At 65.8% G+C, this 25,126-nt stretch carries 23 protein-coding genes; 16 read left to right on the top strand and 7 right to left on the bottom strand.

Annotated features, from left to right (window positions below; genetic code table 11):
• Positions 1 to 48: 48 nt before the first annotated feature.
• The 10 genes from NM962_11745 (at position 49) to NM962_11700 (ending at position 8,961) form a co-directional block, all read left to right on the top strand.
• Positions 49 to 1,353 carry a hypothetical protein gene (locus NM962_11745; protein UVO10724.1) on the top strand — a complete coding sequence of 435 codons (1,305 nt, stop codon included), beginning with the start codon at positions 49 to 51 and terminating at the stop codon, positions 1,351 to 1,353.
• Between the two features lie 207 nt (positions 1,354 to 1,560).
• Positions 1,561 to 2,553, top strand: coding sequence for an alpha/beta hydrolase (locus NM962_11740; protein UVO10723.1), 993 nt, complete (start codon positions 1,561 to 1,563; stop codon positions 2,551 to 2,553).
• The gene (locus NM962_11735; GenBank protein ID UVO10722.1) at positions 2,553 to 3,410 is read left to right on the top strand and encodes an SDR family NAD(P)-dependent oxidoreductase; all 858 of its coding nucleotides are present in this window, start codon (positions 2,553 to 2,555) and stop codon (positions 3,408 to 3,410) included. Before NM962_11740 ends, NM962_11735 begins: the two co-directional genes overlap by 1 nt.
• Before the next feature lie 29 nt (positions 3,411 to 3,439).
• Positions 3,440 to 4,360 (top strand): ferritin-like domain-containing protein, encoded by a 921-nt coding sequence (locus tag NM962_11730; GenBank protein ID UVO10721.1) that lies wholly within the window; start codon positions 3,440 to 3,442, stop codon positions 4,358 to 4,360.
• A gap of 34 nt (positions 4,361 to 4,394) precedes the next feature.
• Entirely contained in the window at positions 4,395 to 5,879 is a 1,485-nt protein-coding gene (locus NM962_11725; GenBank protein UVO10720.1) for an NAD(P)/FAD-dependent oxidoreductase, read from the top strand.
• Between the two features lie 9 nt (positions 5,880 to 5,888).
• Complete coding sequence (locus NM962_11720; GenBank protein UVO10719.1) at positions 5,889 to 6,659, top strand: MerR family transcriptional regulator; 771 nt, start codon at positions 5,889 to 5,891, stop codon at positions 6,657 to 6,659.
• Between the two features lie 18 nt (positions 6,660 to 6,677).
• Positions 6,678 to 7,238 carry an ester cyclase gene (locus tag NM962_11715; protein UVO10718.1) on the top strand — a complete coding sequence of 187 codons (561 nt, stop codon included), beginning with the start codon at positions 6,678 to 6,680 and terminating at the stop codon, positions 7,236 to 7,238.
• Between the two features lie 91 nt (positions 7,239 to 7,329).
• Positions 7,330 to 7,647 (top strand): hypothetical protein, encoded by a 318-nt coding sequence (locus NM962_11710; protein ID UVO10717.1) that lies wholly within the window; start codon positions 7,330 to 7,332, stop codon positions 7,645 to 7,647.
• Complete coding sequence (locus NM962_11705) at positions 7,644 to 8,216, top strand: alkylhydroperoxidase AhpD family core domain-containing protein (GenBank protein ID UVO10716.1); 573 nt, start codon at positions 7,644 to 7,646, stop codon at positions 8,214 to 8,216. The genes NM962_11710 and NM962_11705 overlap by 4 nt, the downstream gene beginning before the upstream one ends.
• Before the next feature lie 25 nt (positions 8,217 to 8,241).
• The gene (locus NM962_11700) at positions 8,242 to 8,961 is read left to right on the top strand and encodes a DUF2652 domain-containing protein (protein UVO10715.1); all 720 of its coding nucleotides are present in this window, start codon (positions 8,242 to 8,244) and stop codon (positions 8,959 to 8,961) included.
• 20 nt (positions 8,962 to 8,981) lie between these two features.
• Here NM962_11700 and NM962_11695 read toward each other — a convergent pair whose 3' ends face one another.
• From NM962_11695 to NM962_11685, 3 genes are all read right to left on the bottom strand, one after another.
• A complete protein-coding gene (locus NM962_11695) occupies positions 8,982 to 9,668 on the bottom strand; it encodes a cutinase family protein (protein ID UVO10714.1) in 687 nt (228 codons plus the stop codon).
• Positions 9,669 to 9,757: 89 nt separating this feature from the next.
• Positions 9,758 to 11,341, bottom strand: a complete 1,584-nt coding sequence (locus tag NM962_11690) for a Na+/H+ antiporter (GenBank protein ID UVO10713.1) — start codon at positions 11,339 to 11,341, stop codon at positions 9,758 to 9,760.
• Between the two features lie 45 nt (positions 11,342 to 11,386).
• On the bottom strand, positions 11,387 to 12,019 hold the full coding sequence (locus NM962_11685) for a TetR/AcrR family transcriptional regulator (protein ID UVO10712.1): 633 nt from the start codon (positions 12,017 to 12,019) through the stop codon (positions 11,387 to 11,389).
• A 109-nt stretch (positions 12,020 to 12,128) separates the two neighbouring features.
• Here NM962_11685 and NM962_11680 point away from each other — a divergent pair, with 109 nt between their 5' ends.
• Genes NM962_11680 through NM962_11670 form a run of 3 tightly spaced genes read left to right on the top strand, consistent with a single transcriptional unit; the run spans position 12,129 to position 15,414 of the window.
• On the top strand, positions 12,129 to 13,160 hold the full coding sequence (locus NM962_11680) for an aromatic ring-hydroxylating dioxygenase subunit alpha (GenBank protein UVO10711.1): 1,032 nt from the start codon (positions 12,129 to 12,131) through the stop codon (positions 13,158 to 13,160).
• Positions 13,157 to 14,245: a dihydrodipicolinate reductase gene (locus tag NM962_11675; GenBank protein ID UVO10710.1), complete on the top strand. Its 1,089-nt coding sequence runs from the start codon at positions 13,157 to 13,159 to the stop codon at positions 14,243 to 14,245. The genes NM962_11680 and NM962_11675 overlap by 4 nt, the downstream gene beginning before the upstream one ends.
• Before the next feature lie 35 nt (positions 14,246 to 14,280).
• Positions 14,281 to 15,414: an acyl-CoA dehydrogenase gene (locus NM962_11670; protein ID UVO14683.1), complete on the top strand. Its 1,134-nt coding sequence runs from the start codon at positions 14,281 to 14,283 to the stop codon at positions 15,412 to 15,414.
• A gap of 12 nt (positions 15,415 to 15,426) precedes the next feature.
• Here NM962_11670 and NM962_11665 read toward each other — a convergent pair whose 3' ends face one another.
• The 3 genes from NM962_11665 to NM962_11655 all read right to left on the bottom strand — a co-directional run bounded on the left by NM962_11665 (position 15,427) and on the right by NM962_11655 (position 19,355).
• Positions 15,427 to 16,104 carry an MPT63 family protein gene (locus tag NM962_11665; protein ID UVO10709.1) on the bottom strand — a complete coding sequence of 226 codons (678 nt, stop codon included), beginning with the start codon at positions 16,102 to 16,104 and terminating at the stop codon, positions 15,427 to 15,429.
• A gap of 305 nt (positions 16,105 to 16,409) precedes the next feature.
• Positions 16,410 to 18,176: a serine/threonine protein kinase gene (locus NM962_11660; protein UVO10708.1), complete on the bottom strand. Its 1,767-nt coding sequence runs from the start codon at positions 18,174 to 18,176 to the stop codon at positions 16,410 to 16,412.
• A gap of 66 nt (positions 18,177 to 18,242) precedes the next feature.
• A complete protein-coding gene (locus NM962_11655) occupies positions 18,243 to 19,355 on the bottom strand; it encodes a cellulase family glycosylhydrolase (protein ID UVO10707.1) in 1,113 nt (370 codons plus the stop codon).
• A 112-nt stretch (positions 19,356 to 19,467) separates the two neighbouring features.
• Here NM962_11655 and NM962_11650 point away from each other — a divergent pair, with 112 nt between their 5' ends.
• Both NM962_11650 and NM962_11645 read left to right on the top strand, forming a co-directional pair.
• Complete coding sequence (locus NM962_11650; protein ID UVO10706.1) at positions 19,468 to 20,304, top strand: SDR family oxidoreductase; 837 nt, start codon at positions 19,468 to 19,470, stop codon at positions 20,302 to 20,304.
• Between the two features lie 38 nt (positions 20,305 to 20,342).
• On the top strand, positions 20,343 to 21,923 hold the full coding sequence (locus NM962_11645) for an acyl--CoA ligase (protein ID UVO10705.1): 1,581 nt from the start codon (positions 20,343 to 20,345) through the stop codon (positions 21,921 to 21,923).
• Here the strand turns inward: NM962_11645 and NM962_11640 are convergent.
• A complete protein-coding gene (locus NM962_11640; GenBank protein ID UVO10704.1) occupies positions 21,914 to 22,624 on the bottom strand; it encodes an ankryin in 711 nt (236 codons plus the stop codon). The genes NM962_11645 and NM962_11640 overlap by 10 nt on opposite strands.
• A gap of 137 nt (positions 22,625 to 22,761) precedes the next feature.
• Here NM962_11640 and NM962_11635 point away from each other — a divergent pair, with 137 nt between their 5' ends.
• Positions 22,762 to 25,122: an RNA-binding transcriptional accessory protein gene (locus NM962_11635; protein ID UVO10703.1), complete on the top strand. Its 2,361-nt coding sequence runs from the start codon at positions 22,762 to 22,764 to the stop codon at positions 25,120 to 25,122.
• Positions 25,123 to 25,126: the final 4 nt, after the last annotated feature.

Raw genomic sequence — 25,126 nt, 5'->3', positions numbered from 1 at the left:
GCTGTATCTGGAATGGCAGTACTAGCGGCAGCTTCTACCCTCGGCGTGGTGTCGACTGTCCAACACCGTACGGTGACCTTGACTTCCTCCGATCAGTTGGTGGAGATGGGCGGCACTTTTGAACAGCTGATGCCGAGCACGACCTTCAGCCTTATCGCCGATGTGATTAATCGGGTCTACGGGACCGATTTCAGCGACGCGCCCGTGAGTCCGATAGCCGGCACCAACTCCTATTCCAACAGCACCGGACTGGACCTGTTCACGCCGGAGGGTATCTACTCGGGTACCTACGTCGACGACGAAATCTATCTGGCTAACGGGCTGATAGGGAACACTCCCGCAAACGTGATCGACCCCGCCGACCCGATAACCGTCTTCGGTATTTCCCAAAGCGCTGGCGCCATGGGGCTGCTCATCGACGACATTGCGAATAACACCATCCCCACTCAGGGCATCGGTGCCTTCACCCAGAACCTGGCTCCCGGGGCGCAGGCAATCTTGTCCAATGAAGACATCCACTGGATCGCCCTTGCCCCGCCGTCGATGGGCCAGCACGGCAACGCAGCCGGTCTGTTCACCGTCCCCTACCCTCCAGGAACGTATACAAATTCCCCCGACGGGGGTCTGAACTACCGAGTGATGTACCCGCACATGTACACCACCGGAAGCGGCGGTCAGCTTGTCGCCAAGATCTTCCCTATCAACGCTCCCAACGCCGATGTGTACTGCGGTATATATGACGCGGTCTGTGACTTTCCCACGACGGGAAACGCGACTGCTCAGACCAATTCCTCGGACGCGATGACTTACATCCATAATGGATACGGTTCGCTGACCGCTAATGAGTTCACCTACGAGATGACCCACGCCACCAACTACACCATTGGTTCAGATGGCAGCGTCAGCATCATCGCCCCGGGTGCCACCGCCCCGGCTGGGGAGACGGTGTTTCACCTGATGCCCGACGTGTACAACTACGGCTCCGACTCCAATCCCGACTACGACTCGCTGCTGCCCAGTGCCTACAACTCCTTGTGGTTCAGGTCGTTTTACGAGCAGTTCCTGCCGCAGAACACCTTGCAGGTTGATGCGGGATACGGCGATAGCCTGCATCCGTTTGAGTACATGATCAGCAACCACTGGTACACGTTCGACGACGTGAACGGGTCGCTGCACGTTGTCGAGGTCTCCCCGGGCGAGGTGCTTCCCGCCGTGACGCCGGAGGAGCTGAGCGAGTTTAGTTCGCTGGCCGCACAGATCGCGAGCGGAGCTGTTTCCCCTGTCGGACTAGAAGATGCCGCTACCGACACCATGTCCATCGACTGGGTTAGCCAACTTTTCGGTTGGCTTTAGCGGCAGTCGGGATAGCGCCCGAGCTGTCGGTATCGGGGACAATGCTGTTCGCACACCGAGATTCGTCAAGACCGCAATGGCGCTCAAGAACTCGACACGGTCTCGCTTAGGGGCCGTCCCAAAACGGTGACATCCGCCGATCGGGCGACGCCTACATCATCCATCGTGCCATTGACAAATGGCACGATCGCTGGTGTTGTATGTGCCGTGACGGAACTTGATGGCTTGCCCTTGCCGCCAGTACCCACCCGCGCATCGATGCGTGCCGTGGTGGCTGGCACGTCCACGCGCTGGACGCTGCACGTTCTCAACAACCTGATTCCGATGAACCGCCCGGGTATCGCGTTCGCACGCGGTCTGATCGCCACCATCATGGGCACGCTCGGGTCGACTCCGGTTGGCACCAGGGTCATTCCGGTTCGCGAGGCAGGGGTGCGCGGCGAATGGGTGCTCGGGCCCGGCGTCGAGTTCGGCCGGCGGGCGGGCTACTACGTGCACGGCAGCGGATACGTGCTGTGCTCCACGCGGACCCACCGCAAGCTGGTCGCCAGGCTTTCGGAGGCAACCGGACTGCCGATGTTCTCGGTGGACTACCGCCTGGCTCCCGAGAACCCGTTCCCGGCGGCCGCCGACGATGTCGAAGCCGGCTACCGGTGGTTGCTGGCCCAGGGGTACGCCGCCTTCGAGGTCGTGATCGGTGCGGACTCGGCCGGCGGCCACCTGACCTGTGACATGTTGCTCGCGCATGCCGACGAGCCGGCGTTTCAGCCGGCCGGGGTCGTGCTGTTCTCGCCGTTGATCGACCTCACGCTGAAGCTGGCCGAGCAGCAGGAGAAGGTGCGGCGTGACCCGGCGGTGTCGGCGGCCTCGGCTCGTCGGCTGGTGGAGCTCTACGTGAGGGGCCAAGCCCCTGACCATCCGCGTCTTCGGCTCGACTTCGCTCGGGCGGATCGGCTACCGCCGGTCTTCACCCAGGTGGGTGGCTTCGAGATCCTCAGTGCCGACTCGCGTTATCTGGACGCCGAGATCCGCCGGAACGGCGGAGCGAGCACCTTGGAGGTGTGGCCGGGAATGGTCCATGTCTTCCAAGCCCTGCCGCGGCTGGCCCCGGAGGCCAAACCCGCGCTGCGTCGCGTGGCGGCCTTCATCGCCGGTGTCTACGCCGACCAGCGATCCGACGAACTCGGGGCGGCACGCTGATGTTCGGACTCGACACGGTGCTGTCCCTGTTCCGCAATGATCGACGGACGGCCAATGCCAAGGCAGTGGTCACCGGCGCCGGCAGTGGCATCGGGCGATCGTTCGCCCTGGAGCTGGCCCGTCGCGGCGGAGAGGTCATCTGCGCAGACATCGACGAAGCACGCGCAGCCGAGACCGTGGCGCTGATCGAGCAGCTGTCCACCGGCGCCGGGCATGCGGTGCAGTGCGATGTCTCGGACCGTGCCGCCGTCGAGCGGCTGGCTGAGCAGGCTCGGGAGATATTCGGCGGTGCGCCGACCCTGGTCATCAACAATGCCGGTGTCGGTATCGGGGGAAAACCCGTGGGCGACATCGGATTCGAGGACTGGGACTGGGCCCTTGGCATCAACCTGTGGGGCGTGGTCTACGGCTGCGAGGTCTTCACCCCGCTGCTGCGCGAGGCTGGTCGCGGCGGAATCATCAACGTGGCCTCAGCGGCCGGATTCGCCGCCGCCCCGTCGATGGCGGCATACAACGTGTCGAAAGCCGGGGTGATGTCGCTGTCCGAGACCCTGGCCGCTGAACTCGACGGCACCGACATCGCCGTCACCGTGCTCTGCCCGACCTTTGTCAAGACCAACGTCTTCACCGACGGCCGGATCACCCCGGGCTCGATGAGCCTGAGCCAGCAGCTGGCCCGCTGGACCGGATTGTCCGCCGACAGTGTCGCGGCGCGCACGCTGGACGCGCACGACAGCGGCCGGCTGTATGTGGTGCCGCAGATCGACGCCACCGTCATCTGGCACCTGAAGCGACATTTCCCCGCGCTGTACGCCCGTGGCGCCGGCCTGCTCGGCCGCGTCCTTCCCAAGAACTGACCCGTCTCGCGAAAGGAATACAGCCGATCATGGCGATGGACCTGGACGACATGCTGCAGAAGATCAAGGACAAGCAGTGGGCCTTGGTCGATATCGACTGGGACGCACCGGGAGCCGAGCTGATCGAGCCCGAACTGTGGGCCAAGCTCAAGCCGTTCATGACCGACCTGATGTGGATCGAGAACGTCGGCGCCCGCGGTTTCGCCGCGCTCGCGAAGAAGGCCCCGACCCCGACGTTGAAGAGCATCTACGAGCACTTCCACGCCGAGGAGCAGAAGCACGCGAACGCCGAGCTCGCCCTGATGCGCCGGTGGGGGATGCTCGACGACGACGAGATTCCGCCTCCGAGCGTCAACGTCCAGCTGGTGATCACCTGGCTGGACAAGTTCTCCGATGGCATGTCGCTGTCGATTCTGGGCACCGTGATCCCGATGCTGGAAGTGGCCCTGGACGGCGCCCTGATCAAGTTCATCACCGACGAGGTCAAAGACCCGGTGGCCCAAGAGGTGTTCAAGCGGATCAACTCCGACGAGTCGCGCCACCTGGCGGTCGACTTCGAGGTGATGGACATTCTGGGCCACGCCAACCTGCGCAAGTTGGCGGTCGAGTTCGTCGGCAGCTGGATGAACCCGGCGCTGTTGATCGGAACGCTGAGCTACTTCCCGCTGCTGAACAAGATGCGCGACAACATCGTGGCGATGGGCGTCAACGAAGAACGCCTGTACCAGGCTATGCGGCGTTTCCAGAACGTCGGCGAGCGAAGCGCTTTCGCCCGTCGGGTGCCGATGTATCAGTTCATCTCCTGGCACGGCAAGAAGGTGATCGACCGCAGCTCCAAGTACCACTGGCTGGCCGACTCGCTGGTGAAGATCACCGGCGTCATCCCGCCGTCGCTGGTGCAGAACACCCCGACCTGGTCGCAGGAACTGACCTACGAGCCGGTCGCGTAAGTAACCGGTCGCGTAAGTAAGAGGAACGATCACTGTGACTATCTCAACAGCCATCATCGGCGCCGGCTTCGCCGGCATCGGTGCGGCCATCCGCCTTAAAGAGCAGGGAATCACCGACTTCGTCCTCTTCGAACGGGGCTCGCGGGTCGGCGGAACCTGGCGCGACAACACTTACCCGGGCGCAGCCTGCGACATTCCGTCGCGGCTGTACTCCTACAGCTTCGCCCCCAACCCCGACTGGTCGCACACCTACTCGGGCAGCGCCGAGATCCTCGGCTACATCGACACCATGGTCGAATCCTTCGGAATCGCACCGTATATCCGGTTCGAGCACAACGTGTCCGGGATCAGCTACGACGCGGAAGCCGGCGAGTGGACCATCGACCTAGATGGTCGGGAAGCGGTGCGCGCCAAGTCTGTCATCGTCGCCTCCGGACCGCTGGCCAATGCTAGCTTCCCGAACATCCCGGGCATCGAGGACTACGAGGGGAACAAGATCCACAGCGCCCGTTGGGATCACGACTACGACTTCACCGGCAAGAAGGTGGCGGTAGTCGGCACCGGTGCCAGCGGTGTGCAGATCATCCCCGAACTGGTCAAGGTGGCTGAGTCGGTCAAGGTGTTTCAGCGCACGCCGGGATGGGTACTGCCGAGGCTGAACACCGCGACCGGTGGCTGGCTGAAGAAGATCTACAAGGACGTGCCGCTGGCCGAGAAGCTGATGCGGTCCGCCTGGTTCTGGGGCCATGAGTCGGTCGCGGTCGGGGTGGTGTGGGACAGCCCCTTCACCCGGCTGGTGGAAGCCCTGAGTCTGGCGAACCTGCGGGCGCAGGTGAAGGATCCGTGGCTGCGCCGACAGCTCACACCGGACTTCTCCGCCGGCTGCAAGCGACTGTTGATGACCAGTGACTACTATCCAGCACTGCAGAAGGACAACTGCAAACTGGTGACCTGGCCCATTGCTCGTTTGTCACCCAAGGGAATTCGCACCGTCGAAGGCATCGAGCACCAGTTCGACGCGATCGTGTTCGCGACCGGCTTCGAGGTATCCAAGGCCGGCACCCCGATCCCGATCACCGGAATCGACGGCCGCGACCTGGCATCGGAGTGGAGCAGGGGCGCCTACGCCTACCGCAGTGTGGCGGTATCGGGCTATCCGAATCTGTTCTTCACCTTCGGACCAAATTCCGGTCCCGGCCACAGCTCGGCTCTGGTCTACATGGAGGCTCAGATCGACTACATCGTCGGCGCCATTTCCAAACTGCTGCAGTACGAATGGAAGTCGCTCGATGTACGACCCGAGGTGCAGGACCGCTACAACCAGGACATCCAGCGGCGCCTGAAGTCCACCACGTGGAATTCCGGATGCCAGAGCTGGTACCTGACCGAGGACGGCTTCAACGCCACCATGTTCCCTGGCTTCGCGACCCAATTCGTCAACCAACTCAAGACGCTGGAACTGGAAGACTTCAAGATCACCGCCGCGAAGACAAGCAGTGACCCGGTCCTGACTGCCTAGGATGTCATAGTGACCGAGTACCGGATCGACGATCTTGCGAGACAGGCTGGGACCACCACTCGCAACGTCCGGGTGTACCAGGAAAGCGGTCTGTTGCCCCGGCCCCAGCGCCGAGGCCGGGTCGCGATCTATACCGACCGGCACCTGAAGCAGTTGCAGGCGATCATCCGTTTGCTCGGCGAGGGATTCACGGTCAAGCACATCCTGAAGTTCCTGACCGGGCTGCAGCGCGGGGAGGCCTTGGTCGAAGTTTTGGACCTGGCTGATCTGGCAGAGTTGGTGACCGCGCCATGGTCACGTCCGGTGTCGCAGACCATGACGCTCGAACAATTGGAGGCGCGGCTGGGTCGGTTGGACGCACCATTGCTGCGGCGCCTGACCGCCAGTGGAGTCATCGAACCGACCGACGCCGACGACGTCTACCGGGTGGCCGACACGGATCAGATCGATGATCTCGCCACGCTGATGTCACGCGGGATGCCGTTGGCGGAGATGCTGGAGACCGTGACCGCCGTCGACAAGAAACTGGACGCCGCCGCCGAGCTTCTGACCCGCACCGGACACGCCGAGGTGGTTCGGCAGCGCGGACCCGGGTGGTTGCCGAGCAATGACGAGGAACTCGCCTGGGCCGCGGACCTGGTCGACGCCATGCGCAGGGTGGCACGGCGGTCGGCGCACGCCAGCCTGGATCGGGCATTCGATGCGGCGGTGCGCGCCGAGCTGCGGCAGTATCGGCAGACAAGCCCTGAGCACGAAGGGCGCTTGCAGGACAACGCCTGACTCCACGAGGGGAACACCGTGACCGACCGCTACGCCATCCCGTCCGTTGAGGTCCTGCAAGCCCGCGAAAAGCTGGTCCTCGATCATTTCCGGGACGAAGTGCGGAAGGACTGGGACGACGTATTGGCCACGTTCCCGCACCCGCACTACGAGATCATCCCGACGCTGACCGTGCACGACGGCGATGCCGAAGTGCGCGGCTACTACCACGACACCCGAGTAGCCTTCCCGGACCAGAACCACGAGATCATCGCGCTGCGCCACAGTGCCGACGCGGTGATCGTCGAATTCTGGCTGACCGGAACACATCTGGGGCCGCTGGGCACTGTTCCGGCCACCGGATCACGACACCGCACCCGTATGACCGCCTACTTCATCTTCGACGAGCACGAGAACCTGACCGTCGAGCGCATTTATTTCGACACGTTGTCCATGGTCAAACAACTGATCGGCGGCATCAACCTGCGCGATCCGCGCTCCTGGCCGCTGGTCTTCCGCGTTGTGCGGGGTCTGCTGCGCATGTCCGGGGCACCCGATCCCGGCCTCGTTCACACCCCGCCGGCGAATCTGTCGCGCTGATCTGGACTGCGATGGCCCGGCGGTCGCACAATGGACGGGTAACGACTCGCCGAGGTGACCCTGTGCGTGACGAGGAGGTCCACGAAAACCCATGTCCGACATCACCGAACTACATCAAGCGCTGCTGGACCGCGTTTTGGGTAAGGGCGGAACAGCGCCGCTCGACTTGCGCCGGGCGGCTTATGACAACGCCGGTCTTGAAGGACCGATCAGCACCCTGGTCGACAAGGTGGCCGTGCGCTCGTACAGCGTGTCCGACCAGGACGTTGCCGCCGTCGGAGCCGCAGGTCTGAGCGAAGACCAGATCTTCGAGATCGTGGTGTGCGCCGCCGTCGGCCAGGCGACCCGGCAGTACACCAGCGCGCTGGACGCGCTCACCGACGCCACCGCGGACCGGGGAAAGCGATGAGACTGGCCATCCTCGATCGCGGCCACCGGCTGCGCACCAAGGCCCTGCTGGCAATCATTCGGCTGGTGTCACGGCAACCGGTGGTCGACGCCGTCAAACTCGCGTTCTATCGCCCGGAGTTCTACGGCGGAGGACCGCTGACCAACGAGGCGATGCGCGGACCATCGGTGTGGACGATCGGGGAGCGAGAACTCATGGCCGCCTACGTCTCGAAGGCCAACGACTGTCCGTTCTGCGTCGCCGCACACACCGCCACGTCCAACATCTGCTTCGACGACGCGACCGCAGCCGCCACCCTCGCCGATCTGGACACCGCCCCGATCACCGAAGAGTTGCGGGCTGCGCTTCGCCTGCTCGACAAGCTGACGCGCCAGCACCGCGTCGACGCCGACGATGTACGTGCCGTGCTGGCGAGCGGCGTCACTGCCGAGCAGGTCAAGGATGCCCTGGCGGTGAGCCTGGTCTTCAACATCACCGACCGGTTGGCCAATGCGTTTGGCTTCGAGGTGGCCGGCCCAGCTGCCATGGAGGCAGGCGCCCGCCACCTGGTGAAGCGTGGCTACGGCTAGCTACTCGGACTAGAATCTTGAGTTCATGGCCATCCGGCGCGCCGTGCTCGTCATTGCCGACATCGGCGGATACACCGCATACATGAACTGGAACCGGACCCATCTGGTGCACGCCCAGATGGCAGTGGCCGCGCTACTGGAATCGGTCATCGATGCCGCCAAGGGCATGAAACTGGCGAAGCTGGAGGGCGACGCCGCCTTCTTCTGGGCGCCCGACGGTGACGCCCAGGTGTTGGTGAGTGAGCGGTTGTCGCGGATGCATCAGGCGTTCCTGAATCGTCGGGCCCGTATTGAGAACGGCCGCAACTGTCACTGCGAGAGCTGCGAGCAGCTGATGAACCTCTCGTTGAAGTTTGTCGCCCATGAGGGCGAGGTGGCCGAGCAGAAGGTCAAGCGCCACACCGAACTTGCCGGCGTAGACGTCATCCTGGTGCATCGGATGCTCAAGAACCTGGTGCCGGTTCCCGAATACGTGTTGATGACCGATGCCGTCGCGCAACGGCTAGACGAGCCGGTTCGTGCGGTGTGCACACCGTTGGTGCACGACTTCGAAGGATTGGGCCAAACGTCCACGTACTACCTGGATCTGGCGAAGTCGGCGGTACCACCGCCGCCGGACGCCATGGGATTTCGCGGCAGGATGCGGTTTCGCTGGAAGGCGCTGCCATTCGTGGTCGGTGCCAAGGAACCCTGCGAGGGATTTCGCGGCTTGGGCCGTGGGACCCCCGAACTCTCGAAAGGCTGACCGCGGTCAGCTCCGACCGGCTACAGCTTTCCGGCGACGAAGTCAGCGGCCTGGTTGACCATCCCTGACGAAATGTAAGCACTGGCTAGGTGTTGCGGCCAGTTCTCTTCCCAGGTGTTCGGGTCGGCCGGGTTGCAGATCGGGTCGGCGCCGTGGCACTGCTCAATGGTCCGATCGTTGTAGATCGGGTTGAAGTTTGTGATGGGGCCGACCCATTGACTGCCGTTGCCGAAGAGCGCCACCGCGGCGATGTGCTCGTCGGCGCCCGGCGGCAGGGGATTGTTGAAGCCGAATGCCGAGAAGGGGACCGCAAGCATTACGTCGGTGACTGCTGCACCCAGTGAGTAGCCCCCCGGCACAATGCGGGTGTTGGGGCATCCGTTGATGGTGTTCTGGATGTGGGCGCTCATGTCGTTGGCGCCCTGGTCGATCTGGTTGTCAGCGGGGTAGTTCACCGCATACAGACTGACGTACTTGGAGGTCTTGGAGCGCAGTGCGCTGACGAACGCGTTGCCGACCGCGCCGGCCCCGGGCGATTCCAACCGCCCACGGGCGAACACCACTTCGACGTCGGGGCAGGCCGCGCTGGCCGGTGCAACAGCACCGGGCGTCCCGGCGGGAATCACAACGGGAGCGGTCAGCAAGACTGCCGCCAGCACAGTGCCTCGCCTGGTGAGTCTTAATCGGCGGGCCGAGGAATCGCTCACGCAGTGGATAGTAGTGGTCGGTGGACATCCTGTCGCCACCGACCGGGGCCCGCTCAACGCAGGAGTCCCATCGTCGAGGAGTCCGGCGGCTATTCGGTGTCGGCAGGCCCCAGCAGTCGCACTTCCTCCAGGTCCATGTCGGCCTGAACCTCACGTAACACGATGTCGTCGATCTGATTTCGGTCGCGCAGCTCGGTCACGGCACGGCGTTTGTGCTCCAGGACACCCAGGTGGACTCGGCGCACCATGTCGTCGCGTTCCGCGGCGGCGCTGGGCTGATCGGAGACCGCCACCAGCTCGGCCTGATCCTGATACTCCTTGAGCAGCCGAACCACCAGATCCGGGCTGACGGCGAGTTCATCGGCCACCCGCGGCAACGCTTCCAGGGCGGCTTCAGCGGCCCGGGTACGTGCCAGCTGTAACTCCTCGGCGTGTGCGGCATCCTCGGGCATCCGCGCCCACCGCACGACCGCGGGCAGTGTGCTGCCTTGGACCAGCACCGTCACCAGGATCACGACGGTGACCACGTAGATGATCAGATTGCGATCCGGAAAAGGGGTGCCCGCACGGGTGGACAGCGGGACGGCCAGTGCCGCGGCCAGGGAGACCGCGCCGCGGAAGCCCGCCCAACTCGACACCGCGCGCTGACGCCAGCTCACCCGGCGGGTCCGCTGCACGGCACGCCGGTCCAGGGTGCGCAGCAGCACGGTGGTGATCTCTGACCAGGCGATTCGCGTCACGACGACTACACCGGTGACAGCGAGGGCCAGCACCGTGGCATGACGAATACCGTCGCCGACATTGACGATCCCGTGCACCGCCCCAGGAATCTGTACTCCGACGAACACCCACAGTGAGCCATTGATCAAAAAGGTCGCCATGTCCCAGAAGGCGTATGCCTGCAGCCGCGAACGGGCCGCGATCACCCGCGGGCCGACATAGGTCAGGACCAGTGCCGACACCAGCACCGCGACGACGCCGCTGCAGTGAAAAGTCTGGGCGAGCAGGAATGCCGCGAACGGTGTCAAGATGCTCAGGGCGCCTTCCTCCAGCGGCGCGTCGATGCGGCGGCGCAGCAGCGTGACCGCGGCACCGACGAGCAGTCCGGCCGCGATACCGCCGAGGTAGGAGCCGACGAAGCGGCCCACCAGGTCGATGGGGCCGATCGCCGGGCTGCCCGTGGCGACGGCGACCGTCACCGCGAACAGCACCAGTGCGGTGCCGTCGTTGATGATGCTTTCGGCGCGCAGCACGGTCAGTGGCCGGCGCGGCAACTTCTTTGCCAGGCCGGCCACCGCGGCCGCGTCGGTGGGCGAGAGGACGGCGCCCAGAACTGACGCCGCATGTGGCTCCATGCCCAGCGATCGCGCCGTCCAGGACACCGCTACCGCAGTCGCAATCACCAGTCCGATGCTGACGAGCACGATCACGCGCAGGTTGGCCCGGATCTCCCGGAAGCTGGTGTTCATGCTCTCCCAGTACAGGATCGCCGGCAGGAACAGCAGCAACACGATCTCCCCGTCGAGCTGGGTTTCGCCGAAGCGGGGGATCAGACCCAGCATGCCGCCGAGCAGGATGAGCAACACCGGGGGGCCGACGCGATAGCGCTTGCCCAGAATCGTGCCGGCGACCACGGTGGCGACGAGGGTGACAACAACGACGAGGCCAAACATCATCACATCCTGACGTGGCGGCCCCGGTTTGCGCAGCCCCCGGTTTCAGCCGGGCCGGGACTGCTCGAGGTATGCCGCCAGTGCATTGGTCAGGCCGTGGCGGGCCTCGTCCAGGTCGGCGTAGGAGCCCAGCTGGCGTTCCGAGACCAGTCCGCGCATCGCACCGGGGATGAGGGCAGCCACCTCCCGCACCCGTTGGGGATCGACTCCTAGGTCGGCGAAGGCCGCATGGCATGTCGTCAGCCAGCTCTTGCCCCAGGAGTACAACTCGGCCGCGGTGCGCGGATACAGCCGTTCCAGTTCGCGGTGATCGCGGGGGAGTGCGGCACGTAGGTTCTCGATCGCGCGTGAATCCGGTGACGCCAGCCCGTCATAGAGCGTGTCGATGATGGCCGCGACTCGTTCCCGCAGCGGCGCATCCGATTTCACGCTGCCGAACGCCGAGATCGCGGCGTCGCGGCGCTCGGCGGTGCGGTGCAACACCGCCGCCCAGAACCCGTCGACGTCGCCGAACTGATATTGCACCGCGCCCCAGGTGGCGCCGCTCTCCTTAGCGATCCGGCTGGCCGACACCGCGCCGGGGTCCCCGGTGGACAGGGAGCGCACCGCGGCGTCCAGCATCGCCTCGCGGGTCGCCAGCCCCCGCCTATTGCTGCGCCGCGCCTGCGATTGAGCCATCCGCCGAATCCTAACAACATTTACATAGCACCCACTATGATTCCATTGCAATCCGCACTATGCTGCGACCGTCGGCCCGCTCGGAGACCACAGAGAGGACACCGTTGACATGGCTAAACCGCCGTTGTCGATGAACCCGACAGGCTGGTTTCAAGTCGCCTGGTCCGACGAGATCGGCGTTGGCGATGTCCATGCCATGAAGTACTTCGGCCGGGAGATGGTGGGCTGGCGGGCCGAGTCGGGTCAGCTCACCGTGATGGACGCCTACTGCGAACACCTGGGTGCGCATCTGGGCTTCGGCGGCACCGTCTGCGGCGAGGTGCTGCAATGCCCGTTCCACGGTTGGCAGTGGAACTCCCAGGGCCGCAACGTCTGCATCCCCTACCAGGACAAGCCGAACCGCGGCCGGCGCATCTCCACCTATCCGGTCACCGAACGCAACGCGTCGGTCTACATCTGGAACGACGCGCAGGGGCGGGCGCCGTTCTTCGACGCGCCGGATGTGTTCGCCAGCTTCGACGATCGCAGCGCCGACGACTACTACCCGCAGCAGCGGCTGCTTCGCACAGGTCTTGAGCTGCACCCGCAGTACGTGCTGGAGAACGGGGTGGACTTCGCCCACTTCAAATACGTGCACAAGACCCCGATCGTGCCGGTCTTCACCCGCCACGACTTCGCCGAACCGGTGTCCTACGTCGACTTCACCATCACCTTCGAAGGCGACGACGCTCAGTTGATCGAGGACGTCAACAGCGGCGTGGAAGCCATCAACGGCGGGTTGGGGATCGCGGTGACCAAGAGCTGGGGGATGATCGACAACCGGACCATCTCCGCGATCACGCCCGTTGACGACTCCACCTCCGACGTTCGCTTCATGGTCTACATCGGCCGCTCACCGGGCGCCGGCGGCGACCCGGACCGGGCCGAGGCCCGAGCGGCCGATTTCGGTCGCGAAGTGATCCGCCAATTCGAGCAGGACATCCACATCTGGTCGCATCAGCGCTATTCGGATCCGCCGGCCCTGGCAACCGCCGAATATGAGGGCTTCACCGCAATCCGCCAGTGGGCCAAGCAGTTCTATCCCGACGGCATCGGCGGCAGTGCTGCCGACGTCTACGCGCAGAAGGGTTTCACCGCATGAATGCAGCTGCCGCACCCATCCGGGTCTTCCAAGTCGCCACCGGCAACGTCGGGACCGAGATGATCCGGCGGTTGACCGCCCGCGATGATCTCGAACTGGTAGGGGTGCACTGCTATTCGCCGGACAAGATCGGCAAAGACACCGGCGAGCTGGCCGGGATCGCGCCCAACGGAATCATCGCGACCGGCAGTGTCGAGGAGATCATCGCCGCCAAGCCCGACGTGCTGACGTTTCACGGGGTGTTCCCCGATGAGGACCTCTACGTCCAGGTCTTGGAAGCGGGCATCAACATCGTGACCACCGCGGACTGGATCACCGGCTGGCACCGTGACCGCAACCATCCGCACCCGTCAGGCAAACCGGTGACGCAACTGCTGGCTGAAGCCGCCGAGTTGGGCGGCGCGAGTTTCTACGGCACCGGAATGAACCCGGGGCTCAATCAGATTCTGGGCGTGGTGTGTTCGGCCGATGTCGCCGAGATCGAGAACATCACCACCCTCGAATCCGTCGACGTGTCGTGCCACCACTCCAAGGACACCTGGATCGAGGTCGGTTACGGCCAGCCCGCCGACGACCCGGAAATCCCGGGCAAGCTGGAGAAGTTCACCCGGGTGTTCGCCGACAGTGTGCTGATGATGGCCGACTGCTTCGATCTGACCCTCGACGAGGTCACGTTCGACTACGAGCTCGGCGTGTGCACCCGGGACGTCGACCTGGGCTGGTACACCCTGCCCAAGGGCTCGTTGGGCGGCAACTACATTAAGTACCAGGGCATGGTCAACGGTGTGCCGCGGGTCGAGACGCATCTGGAGTGGCAGATGACGCCGTTCACCGAGCCGAACTGGAACATCAAGGGCTGCTACATCACCCGGGTCACCGGTGATCCATGCGTCTACAACAAGCACATGATCTTCCCCAAGCCCGGCGTGGACCTGTCCAACCCGGACAACTTCGCCTCGATCGGCATGACCGTGACCGGGTTACCCGCCCTAAATGCGATCAAGTCGGTGGTGGCGGCGCCGCCGGGCCTGCTGACCAGCGCCGACCTGCCGCTGCGCGGGTTCGCCGGGCGATTCCGCAAGTGAGCAAGGCCGGCGGGGTTGTCGCGCTGGCGCGCGGCATGCGCGAGCTGGTGGCGGCCGAGGCCGGCGTGTCCGAGCAGCGCCGCACGCTGACCGATCCCATCGTTGACGAGATGTGGCGCACCGGCTTGATGTCGGCGTTCAATCCCGCCGCTGCCGGTGGCGCCGAGCCGTCGTTTGCCGAGATGATCGAGACCTGGATCGAAATGGCATGGCAGGACGGCTCGTTCGGCTGGGTCGGTATCGCCAACATGCCGTCGTCGTTCGCTGTTGCCACGTACCTACCCGACGACGGGTTCGATGAGGTGTTCACCTCCCACGACAATCACGTCACACTGGGCGGCCAATATTTCCCCAACGGCCAGGGCGTCGCCGTCGACGGCGGGTACCGGCTGAGCGGATCGTGGAGCTTCGGCTCGGGTATTGGACACTCCCAATACCTGGCCGCCGGCTTCTTCCCGATGGACGACGGCGAGATGCGCTGGGTCAGCGACGGAATACCCGACATGCAGGTCGCGGTGCTGCCACGTGAGCAGATCTCCTTCAACGATGGCTGGCATGTCCAGGGGCTCAAGGGAACCGGCTCCTACGACTACAGCGCCCACGACGTGTTCGTACCGGCCCGCCGGACTTTTCCGCTGTTCTGCCGTACTCCGCTTCGGGGTGCCTCGCCGGCAGCTCGGATGGGCCTGATGCCGGTCACGGCCGCCGGCCACGCGTCCTGGGCGCTCGGTGTGGCCAAAAGCATGCTTGACGATGTGACCGAGCTGGCAGCCACCAAATACCGGATGAGCGATATGGCGGCCTTGGCCAGCCGCCCTACGTTTCAGAAGGATCTGGCTCACCACGTCGCCGCGTGGCGGGCCGCTCACTTGTTGGTGCTCGACGCCTTCAACACGGCCGAATCCGCTGTCGCGGCAGGCGAAGACCTGACGCCGGGACTGCGGGCAGACATGCGCGTGGCGGCCGTCTACGCCACCGATACCGCCAGAAGTTGCGCCGAGTGGGCACACCTGGCGGCCGGAACGACGGCGATCCGCGAAGGCAGCCGGCTGGAACGCGCCTTCCGAGACATCTACACCGGAACCCAGCACGCCTTCATCAGTGAGAAGGTGGCTATCGATGCGGCCCAGATCTGGCTCGGGCTGATCGACGACCAGTTCGGGCTCTGATCAGCCGCGCAATCAGGGCAGCGGAGTCCCGGAACTGCCCTCGGGCAGTGGAGTTCCGGAGCTGCCGGACGGCGGAGCTGACGGTGCGGGATGCGCGGGCCGCGACGCCGGGGGACGAGCCGGTGCGGCAGGCGCCCGATTGCTGCCGCCGTTGGCCGGGATCTGTGACCCGCCGGCGGGGGCTTGGGGCTGCGGCGCCTGGGGCGCCGGCGCCACCCAACGGATCAGATCGTTGCCGCCGGTTTGGTACACCATGCTGTTGGGGGCGTCGCCGGTGACGTCGAAGTAGACCTTGCCGCTGGCCTTCTGGCCCTGAGTCAGGGCGGCGGGAGCGATGCCCTGTGCGGTGGGCACGGTGAACAAAGCCTGGTAGTTCTGGCCGCTGGCCGAACGGGCACTGAGGTTGGCGACGATCGGAAAGACGGCGCCCTGGATCGCCTCGTCGGTGGCGGTGGCCTCCCACAGGGCGCCGCGCGGCTGATAGGGGATGGCGTCCGAGCTGGGTCGCAGATCGCTGACCGTCCAGCCGTGGACTCCGGGCCCTTCGGGCACGGTGCCCTGGGTGCCGATCGGTTGGGTGGCAGGGGCGGGCGCCGGGGCCGGGTCAGGGTCCGCGCCGGCGATCCCGGTGGTGAGGGCGCCCGCGGCGGCCAGTGCTCCCGCGGCCAGGGCGGTCGAGATGGACTTCATGGGACTGTCTCCTCAAGTCGGCTGCATGCCGACGATATTGGTACTCAAGTACTTCAATCGTAACGGGCTAAGGGTCAGGCTACCCAGGAACGAGTCCGGCCCGACCTCGCGGTAGTGAGGCCGGGCCGGATTGGCGATGAACTTCGGTCAGTTCGACGTGGTCGAGGTGTTCGCGCCGGTGGCGGCGGGGGTACCCGGGGCGGCGGCCGGAAGCGGCGTGCCCTGGTTTCCGGAGGCAGCCGACGCGGTGCCTTCCGAACCAGTGGATTTGACAGCCGCGCTTGCTCGTGTTTCAGGATCGACGGTCAGGAGTGGGAACTCCACCAGGTGTAGAACTGTTCCAGCGTGGGTGTGTTTCGTTCCGTTCGCAGGGAGCCGATCACCAGGTTGGCGTCGTTGGTCCAGACCAGAACGGGCGACCCCTGCCGCATACCGCACAGCAGTGTTCCGGCCGTCTTGTCCGGGGTGGCGGTGCGGTGCCAGGCTCCCGGCGACTGGATCCGGCCGGGGCAGTTGACGACGGTGGTGGCCTGCACCGTGTTGTCGAAGCTCTGGCGCAGCGAAGTGGCATCGGGGAACAGTGTGTAAGTCGCAGCGGGCGGGCCGTCGACGTCGGTGTTGCGGCCACACGTCACTTCGGCGATGGCCCCGCCCGTCGGTGTCGACGACGTACAGGTGTCCTGCGGATAGCCCGACGGCAGCAGCTTGAGCAGACGAGCCTGGGCCTCGGCAGACGACACCGTCGTCGTGGGTTGACTCGCCCCCGCGGCGGACGGCGAGGTGTCGGTGTCGGCGGCCAGCTCGTCAGAACTCGATCGGTTCGTCATCCAGGTGATCAACCCGACGACCACGATCAGTGCCGCACCGAGGCGCAGCAGCAGCTTGCGTTTGGCGGGATCGTGCTGCAGCCGCAGTCGCCGTGACGCGCTGAACCAGTCGTCGGCTGCCGTCGAGACCCGGGGCAGACCGGACTGCCCGGCGGGGCGTGCCGCGGACACGGGTTCGGGAATCGGAGCGGGCTGGACCGGCGGCGTGGTTGGTTGCACCTCGGGCACCGGCGGCACCTCACGCACCGGGGCCGGGGCAACCTCGGCTGCCGCAGCAGACGGTGCCGACGGCTCGGCCGCAGCCACCTCGTCCGGTACCGTCGGCGGCGCGCTGGGCTGTGGCGCTTCGATCAGCGGCGGAGTGGACTGCTGGCTGGTCTCATAGATCTGCAGCGTCCGGTGCTGGTCGGGCGCGCTGAGCGCCTGATAAGCCGCGGTCGCCAGCTCCGCGGCGTTGGCATAACGGCCCTGCGGATCCTTGGCCATACCTTTGGCGACGACCTCGTCCAACGCTGCCGGGATGGTCGCGCCGGCAAGACTGGGCCGCGGAATCGGTTTGGTCTGATGCGCGTTGGCCAGCATCTTGAGGCTGTCGGCCCGGTACGGCGGCGAACCCGTCAAGCACTGGTAGAGCACACATGCCAGCGCATAGACGTCGACTGCCGGCCCGAAGTCACTGCCGGAGAACAGCTCCGGCGCCGCGTACTTCCAGCGGGCACCGGCGTTCTCGGCATCGGCCGCCTCGGCCCCGGGCGCGCCGGCCAACCCGAAATCCACCAGATAGACGAAGTCATCACTGGTCAGCAGGATGTTGCGAGGTTTGACACCGCGGTGGATCAAGCCGGCGCTGTGCGCGGCATCCAGGGCCGATGCCGCCTGCCACACCACGTTCACCGCACGCGAGGGCGGCAGTACCCCGTTGCGCTTCAACACCGCGGCCAAGTCGGCACCGGCCACCAGCGGCATATCGATGAACACCTGGCCGTCGAGCTCGCCGTAGTCGCGAACTGGGACCACGTGGGGCTCCTGCACCCGCCCGACGACCAGCGCCTCGCGCTGCAGCCACTCACGGAACGCCGGATTCCCGCCAAACGCCGGCGACAGCAGTTTGAGCGCCGCGGTGCGGTCCTTCTGCGTGTCGAGCGCCTCGTAGACCTCGCCGGTGGTGCCGCGTCCCAGCAGTCGTTTGAGGAGGTAACGCCCCACCCGTGACCCAGCCCGCGAACCCGACGCGGTCTCGCCCATCACCGACTCCTCACGACGACATTGCCGCCAATGATTTCATCACTGAACCGCGCCGCTATCAGCCGGTCAGCGCCCGGTGAGGTTGCTGATCGTCATGATCTCCAGATTCCGGTATGCGCGACCGGTGGGTTGCACCAGATCGTGGAACCAGACCTGCGGCTCGGCGGTGTAGGGGTGGTCCCAGGAGTCCCACGGCAGGTAGGTCTGGGTTCGCCCAGCGACGAAGCCCCAGTTGTAGGCGCCCACATTGTGGCGCTTCATGATCGGCAGAATCCCGTCGATGGTGTTGCCGCGGGTACGAGCCAGATATTCGGTGCACATCATCGGCCGGCCCAGGGGCGCCAGTTCGGCGATGCGCTCACTGAACGTCGCCGGCTTGTCGTACGAGTGGAACGTGATGACGTCGGAGCTGTTGAGTTGAGTGTTGACGATCGTGCTGCCCTGACGCGAACCTTCCCAGATCCCACTGGTCAACGGCTGACGGGCATCGACCGACCGGGCCCAACTGAACACCTGGGGCAGCAGGTCACTGATGTAATCCAACTTGTCCGACCGTTCGACGGCGCTGTATTCGCGGGCCATGTTGTCCGGCTCGTTCCACAGGTCCCAGGCCAGGATCCGTTCGTCGTACCGGAACTGGGTCATCACACCGGTGACGTAGTCATGCAAGGTGCGGTAGTAGTTGCGGTCGCCGAGCCGATCTGCGCCGGGGCTTTGCACCCATCGTGAATTGTGGATGCCGACTCGCGGGGCCAGCTGTGGTCCGGCCTTGGGGTGCGGGTCCCAGCAGGAATCGAACAGCACGAACATCGGCTTGATGCGGTGGCGCGCGGCGACCGCAACGAACTGGCCCAGCCGGTACTGGAAGCCCCGCTGATCGGCAGCCCACAGCTGGTCGTGCAGGAACACCCGCACGGTGTTGAAGCCTGCCGATCGGGCCCAGCCCAACTCGGAGTCGATCCGCCGCAGATCGAAGGTGCCCGGCTGAAACATCTCGAGCTGATTGACCGCGGTGGAGGTGATGTAGTTGGAGCCGACCGGCCATCCCTGCGCCTGATACCAGCGGTTCACCCGGTCGATCGACCACCGGCCGGGGTCCGCGCCGGCGCGCGGGAGCCGGCTCAAGGTGGGACCCGCCGCCAGCAGGAGGGGGAGCCCCAGTGCCGTTCGACGCTTCACGAAGTGACCATAGCCTCCGGACCTGTTAGCGGGCATCCGAACGCGCCGCCTGTCGCCGAGCAAATCGGGCGGTGACGCCTGGGGCGACAGCGGCGACCTAAACTGGCCGACTATGTCGCAGCACCTGCAGGACAAGGTCGTCGTCATCACCGGTGCCGGCGGTGGATTCGGCAAACTGATCGCCGAGAAGTGTGCCGCCGCCGGAGCCCGCGTGGTCGGCGTAGACATCGGTGCCGAGAACCTTGCGGCGGTCTTCGACGGGATCCGCGAGGCCGGCCTGTTGGGCACCTCTCACGTCGCCGACGTCACCGACATCGAGCAGATGAAGGCCGCCGTGCAGCACGCGGTGCAGACCTTCGGTGCGGTGGACGTCATCGTCAACAACGCCGGTGTGATGCCGCTGGCCTATTTCGCCGATCACGACAAGGCCTGGCAGCACTGGCACCGTGCGATCGACATCAACATCAAGGGTGTGGTGAACGGCATTTCCGCCGTCTACGACCAGATGATCGAGCAGGGCCGCGGTCACGTCGTCAACATCTCGTCGATCTACGGCAACGCTGGTGTGGCCGGTTCGGGGGTCTACAGCGCGACCAAGGCCGCGGTCGCAGTCCTGTCGGACTCGCTGCGCACCGAGGCGAAGGGAAAGATCAAGGTGACCACGGTCAAGCCGACCGGCGTGCTGGGCACCAATCTCGGCAGAGGCGTGGTCAACGGCTCCGCGATCATGGGCATCGTGGGATCCCGCGGTGAGAGCTACCTGCGGTCGGTCACCGCGTTCGCCGAGGGCACCCTGGACCCTGAGCAGACCGACATCGACTCGGTGAAGTACTGGCTGATCACCCCCGAAGACCTCGCCGAGGCGGTGGTGCACGTCATCGACCAGCCTTGGGGCATCAGCATCAGCGACATCACCGTGCGAGCGAGCGGCGAAGACTACATCTACTGATTTCGACTGAACGCGACTGATCGGAGGCGGCCGGCGAGATGTCTTCCGACACCGGCTGGAACACACCGGCTTACACCGCCGCCGAAGCCGCCCACTATCACGCCGTCGGCTGGTGGTCGCAGACCACGCTGTCGGACGCGGTGCGCCGCAACGCCCAGCGACTCCCCGCCCGGGACGCCTATGTGGACTATCTCGGCGCGGGCTTGACATGGCAGGAATTCGATACCGCGGCAGATGAATTGGCGATTCGGCTGACGGGTGTCGGGGTACGCGTGGGAGACCGGATCGCGGTGTGGCATCGCGATGCCGTCGCCATCCACGTGCTGTTCGTGGCGATCGAGCGCTGCGGGGCGATCGTGGTCGGTATCGGCGCCCGCGCCGGCACCCGTGAGGTGGCTGCGATCCTGGCCGCTTCGCAGGCCCAGCTACTGATCACCGATGAGCAGCGGCACGCCGCCGCAGCCGGACTCGAGATCGCGACGCTGAGCATCGATGAGCTGCAGGCCGTCGCCGAAATCGGGGTACCGGGTCCGCAACTCGGCCCCGATGACGTCTTCCTGATCAACTCGACCTCCGGTACCACCGGGCTGCCCAAGTGTGTGGTGCACACCCAGAATCGCTGGCACTACTTTCACCAGCTGGCCGTCGCCAACGGGGAACTGAGTCCCGACGACGTCTTCTTGCCGATCATTCCCACACCGTTCGGTTTCGGGCTCTGGACCAGCCACACCACCCCGATCCACCTCGGCGCCGCGGCAATCCTGTTGGACCGCTTCACCGCAGCCGCGACCTGTGCCGCGATAGCGCGGCATCGGGTCACCGTATTGTGCTGTGTCAGCACTCAATTGACCATGATGATGGCGGATCCGGCCAGCCGTGAGTTCGACCTGAGCTCGTTGCGGGTGGTGTTCACCGGCGGCGAGGCGTTGCCCTACCGGCCGGCCGCGGAATTCGAGGAGCTCACCGGGGCGAAGATCCTGCAATTCTACGGATCCAACGAGACCGGCGTGCTCAGCGCCACCACACTCGCCGACTCGTTGGAGCGGCGGTTGCGCACCGGTGGGCGAATTGTCGACGAGATGGCGGTCCGGCTGTTCGGCGGCGAGGACGGCAACACCGACGTGACCGACACCGGCCGGGGGCAGCCCGCCTGCCGCGGCCCGGCCACCAGCCTCGGCTATCTCAACGGGATCGACCACGACAAGCTGTTCACCGCCGACGGCTGGATGCGCATGGGCGACATCTGCGAGATCGACGCCGAAGGCTATCTGAGCGTCACCGGCCGGACCTCGGATTTCATTCTGCGCGGCGGCAAGAACATCAGCGCCGCCCAGGTGGAGGACGCGGTGATGACCCATCCAGCGATCGCGGTGGCGGCCGCGGTGCCGATGCGCGACGAAGTGTTCGGCGAAAAGGTCTGTGTCTACGTCGAACTCGCGGAGGTGGCACGCGCGAGCGCCGGTACCTTGGAATTGGCGGAACTCGTCGAGCACCTGCTGGACCTCGGGGTGTCCAAAGAGCTGCTGCCGGAGCGCCTTGTCGTCATCGACGAGTTGCCGCGCTCATCCGGCGGCAAGATCGCCAAGGGACAGTTGCGTCAGATCAGTGGCTATTCGTAACCCTCGTAGATCTGCGACGGGCCCTCGGGTGTGATGAGGTAGCCGACCGTCGCGACGTGCACATCGCCGACCGGGTCGAGTTCTCGATAACCGCCGACCACTTCGATGTCGTCATCGCACAGACCGATCCGAAATCCGCCCCACAGGTAGGGCACCGGGAACCACAGTTGTTTTCTGGGCAGCTCGTGCAGCACCTCGACCGGGGGATAGCGGAGCATCTGGCGCAGTTCGCCACCGCGGAACAGGTGTTGGACCAGGTCGTCGATCACGGTGGTGAGCTGGAAGTTGAGCGCGGCGATCCGGTCCGGGTCGAGGGCGGCCGGCGGAGGCTTGAGCACCTCCAGCAGTTCGGCCGACCGTTGGTGCTCAACGGCCAGGTCGAAAGCCGTGCGACCGGCGGCGTCCGGTTGCGAGCGCAGCGCACCCTGCTCGATCAGCCAGGACGCGACGTCGACAGACGCGCCGTGCCAGCCGGCCTGATGCAGCACCGTCAGCCAGGTCTTGCCTCCGGGCCGCCACGCCTTGACATCGACCACGTGATCGCCGCGGTCGAGTTCCCGGATCACCGTGCTCCACTTGCCCCGCTTGGCCATGTCGGCCAGATACAGCGCGGCTTGCGCCTGCCGGTTGCCCAGCAGTGAGCGGTCCATCACCCCCGGCCACAGCGGTGCGTTGTTGCGGATCTCGGCATAGGTCGTCACGGTGCCATCTTCTCGCGGTTCGGGCTCGGATGCCTCAAGTCGCGGCTATGGATCTGTGTCGGCATCTAAGTGGCGCGGCGGGCCCACGCCGTCCCGCACCCAGGAATCGTCAGCGGCGTTCGGTAGGGTCCGTCGGCGTGACCGCGAACGTGACCCTCAAACCGGTGAATGCCCGCCTTGCCGACGAACTGGAAGTAGCCGAACGACAGGTCGCGGCGGCTGTCGCGCTGCTCGACGAGGGCGCGACGGTTCCGTTCATCGCCCGCTACCGCAAAGAGGTCACCGGCAGCCTCGACGACGGGCAGCTGCGCACCCTGGAAGAGCGGCTGCGCTACCTGCGTGAGCTCGACGACCGTCGGGCCGCGGTGCTGTCCTCGATCGAGGAGCAGGGCAAGCTCACCGATGAGCTGCGAAACGCGCTGCTGTCGGCCGACACCAAAGCCCGCGTCGAGGACATCTACCTGCCCTACAAGCCCAAGCGCCGCACCAAGGCGCAGATCGCGCGCGAGGCGGGCCTGGAGCCGTTGGCTGATCGGCTGCTCGCCGACCCCGCACTCGACCCCCAGCAGCTCGCGTCGGAGTACACCGGCGAAGAGGTCGCCGACGCCGCGGCCGCACTGGAGGGCGCCCGCGCGATTCTGGTCGAACGTGCCGCTGAGGACGCCGAGCTGGTGGGTGCGGTCCGGGAGAAATTCTGGTCGGCGGGCTCACTGCGGACGACGCCGCGCTCCGAAGACACGGCGAAAAGTGCTGCAGCACAAAAATTCCGGGACTACTTCGAATTCAGCGAAGCGTTGGAGACCATGCCGTCGCACCGGGTGCTGGCCGTGTTGCGCGGCGAGAAGGAAGATGCTTTGGCGCTGGCCTTCGACGGCGGCGACAACGAGCCCTACCAGGCGATGGTCGCTAAATCGCTGGGCGTGAACATGACCGCCTCCGGCCAGGCCACGCCCTGGCTGGCCGACACCGTGCGGTGGGCATGGGACACCCGGCTGGCGTTCTCGGCGGCAGTCGATGCCCGGATGCGGCTGCGCCAACGCGCCGAGCAGGACGCGGTGGCGGTGTTCGCCAAGAACCTCAAAGACTTGTTGTTGGCGGCGCCGGCGGGTAACCGCACCACCCTCGGACTGGACCCCGGCTTTCGCACCGGGGTCAAGGTGGCCGTCGTCGACGGCACCGGCAAGGTCCTCGACACCTGCGCGATCTTCCCGCACCAACCGCAAAAGCAGTGGGATCAGGCCAAGGCGGCGCTGGCCGCACTGGTGGCCCGCCACGGTGTGGACCTGATCGCGGTCGGCAACGGCACCGCGTCGCGCGAGACCGACGCCCTGGCCGGCGAGCTGATCGCCGACCTCAAGAGCGCCGGCGCCCCGGCACCGGTCAAGGCCATGGTCAGCGAGGCCGGCGCGTCGGTGTACTCGGCGTCGGCCTACGCCGCTCACGAACTGCCGGACCTCGACGTCACCCTGCGCGGTGCGGTGTCGATCGCGCGGCGGCTGCAGGATCCATTGGCCGAGCTGGTCAAGATCGAGCCGAAGTCGATCGGTGTCGGTCAATACCAGCACGACGTGACACCGGGAACCCTGGCGCGCAGCCTCGATGCGGTGGTCGAAGACGCGGTGAACGCCGTGGGCGTCGACCTCAACACCGCCTCGGCCCCGCTGCTGGCCAAGGTGTCGGGAGTGTCGGAGTCGCTGGCCGAAGCGATCGTGGCCCACCGCGACCAGACCGGACCCTTCCGCAATCGCGCCGCCCTGCTTGACGTGCCACGGTTGGGCCCCAAGGCATTCGAGCAGTGCGCCGGGTTCCTGCGCATCCGCGACGGCGACGACCCGCTGGATTCGTCGGGGGTGCACCCCGAGGCCTACCCGGTGGTCCGGCGCATCCTGGACCGCTCGGGAGTCGCCCTGGCCGAGATCATCGGCGATGAGCGAGTGTTGCGGTCGCTGAAACCCGGCGACTTCGCCGACGACCGGTTTGGGGTCCCGACGGTGACCGACATCCTCGCCGAGCTGGAGAAGCCGGGACGCGACCCGCGGCCGGCGTTCTCCACGGCGACGTTCGCCGCGGGCGTGGAGAAGGTGGCCGACCTCAGGGTGGGCATGGTCCTGGAAGGCGTGGTCACCAATGTCGCCGCCTTTGGCGCTTTCGTTGATGTCGGGGTGCATCAGGACGGCCTGGTGCACGTCTCGGCCATGGCGGACCGCTTCGTCTCCGACCCGCACGAGGTGGTGCGCTCCGGCCAGGTAGTGAAGGTCAAGGTCGTCGACGTCGACGTCGACCGTCAGCGCATCGGGCTGACCCTGCGGCTGGGGGACAAGCCGGCGGACAAGCCCGGCACATCCTCCCGGGGTCCGGGTGCCAAACCGGCTGCGCGCAGTGACGCGGCCAAGCAGAATCGTGGGCGGCGTCCCGGCAATAGTGCCGGACGCCGGGATGCGGCACCGGCAGGCGGGTCGATGGCTCAGGCGTTGCGTGACGCCGGATTTGGAAAGTAGGGAC

It is taken from the genome of Mycobacterium sp. SVM_VP21 (assembly GCA_024758765.1).
In the GTDB taxonomy this organism is placed as follows: Bacteria; Actinomycetota; Actinomycetes; order Mycobacteriales; family Mycobacteriaceae; genus Mycobacterium; species Mycobacterium heraklionense_C.
Note: the sequence above shows the minus strand (reverse complement) of the source record. Positions and strands in the feature narration are given on the sequence as shown.

Coding starts and splice junctions, on each gene's coding strand:
- NM962_11735 (UVO10722.1), top strand. CDS start 2,553: ATGTTCGGACTCGACACGGTGCTGTCCCTGTTCCGCAATGATCGACGG.
- NM962_11730 (UVO10721.1), top strand. CDS start 3,440: ATGGCGATGGACCTGGACGACATGCTGCAGAAGATCAAGGACAAGCAG.
- NM962_11710 (UVO10717.1), top strand. CDS start 7,330: ATGTCCGACATCACCGAACTACATCAAGCGCTGCTGGACCGCGTTTTG.
- NM962_11705 (UVO10716.1), top strand. CDS start 7,644: ATGAGACTGGCCATCCTCGATCGCGGCCACCGGCTGCGCACCAAGGCC.
- NM962_11700 (UVO10715.1), top strand. CDS start 8,242: ATGGCCATCCGGCGCGCCGTGCTCGTCATTGCCGACATCGGCGGATAC.
- NM962_11690 (UVO10713.1), bottom strand. CDS start 11,341: ATGTTTGGCCTCGTCGTTGTTGTCACCCTCGTCGCCACCGTGGTCGCC.
- NM962_11685 (UVO10712.1), bottom strand. CDS start 12,019: ATGGCTCAATCGCAGGCGCGGCGCAGCAATAGGCGGGGGCTGGCGACC.
- NM962_11680 (UVO10711.1), top strand. CDS start 12,129: ATGGCTAAACCGCCGTTGTCGATGAACCCGACAGGCTGGTTTCAAGTC.
- NM962_11675 (UVO10710.1), top strand. CDS start 13,157: ATGAATGCAGCTGCCGCACCCATCCGGGTCTTCCAAGTCGCCACCGGC.
- NM962_11670 (UVO14683.1), top strand. CDS start 14,281: ATGCGCGAGCTGGTGGCGGCCGAGGCCGGCGTGTCCGAGCAGCGCCGC.
- NM962_11665 (UVO10709.1), bottom strand. CDS start 16,104: ATGAAGTCCATCTCGACCGCCCTGGCCGCGGGAGCACTGGCCGCCGCG.
- NM962_11660 (UVO10708.1), bottom strand. CDS start 18,176: ATGGGCGAGACCGCGTCGGGTTCGCGGGCTGGGTCACGGGTGGGGCGT.
- NM962_11650 (UVO10706.1), top strand. CDS start 19,468: ATGTCGCAGCACCTGCAGGACAAGGTCGTCGTCATCACCGGTGCCGGC.
- NM962_11645 (UVO10705.1), top strand. CDS start 20,343: ATGTCTTCCGACACCGGCTGGAACACACCGGCTTACACCGCCGCCGAA.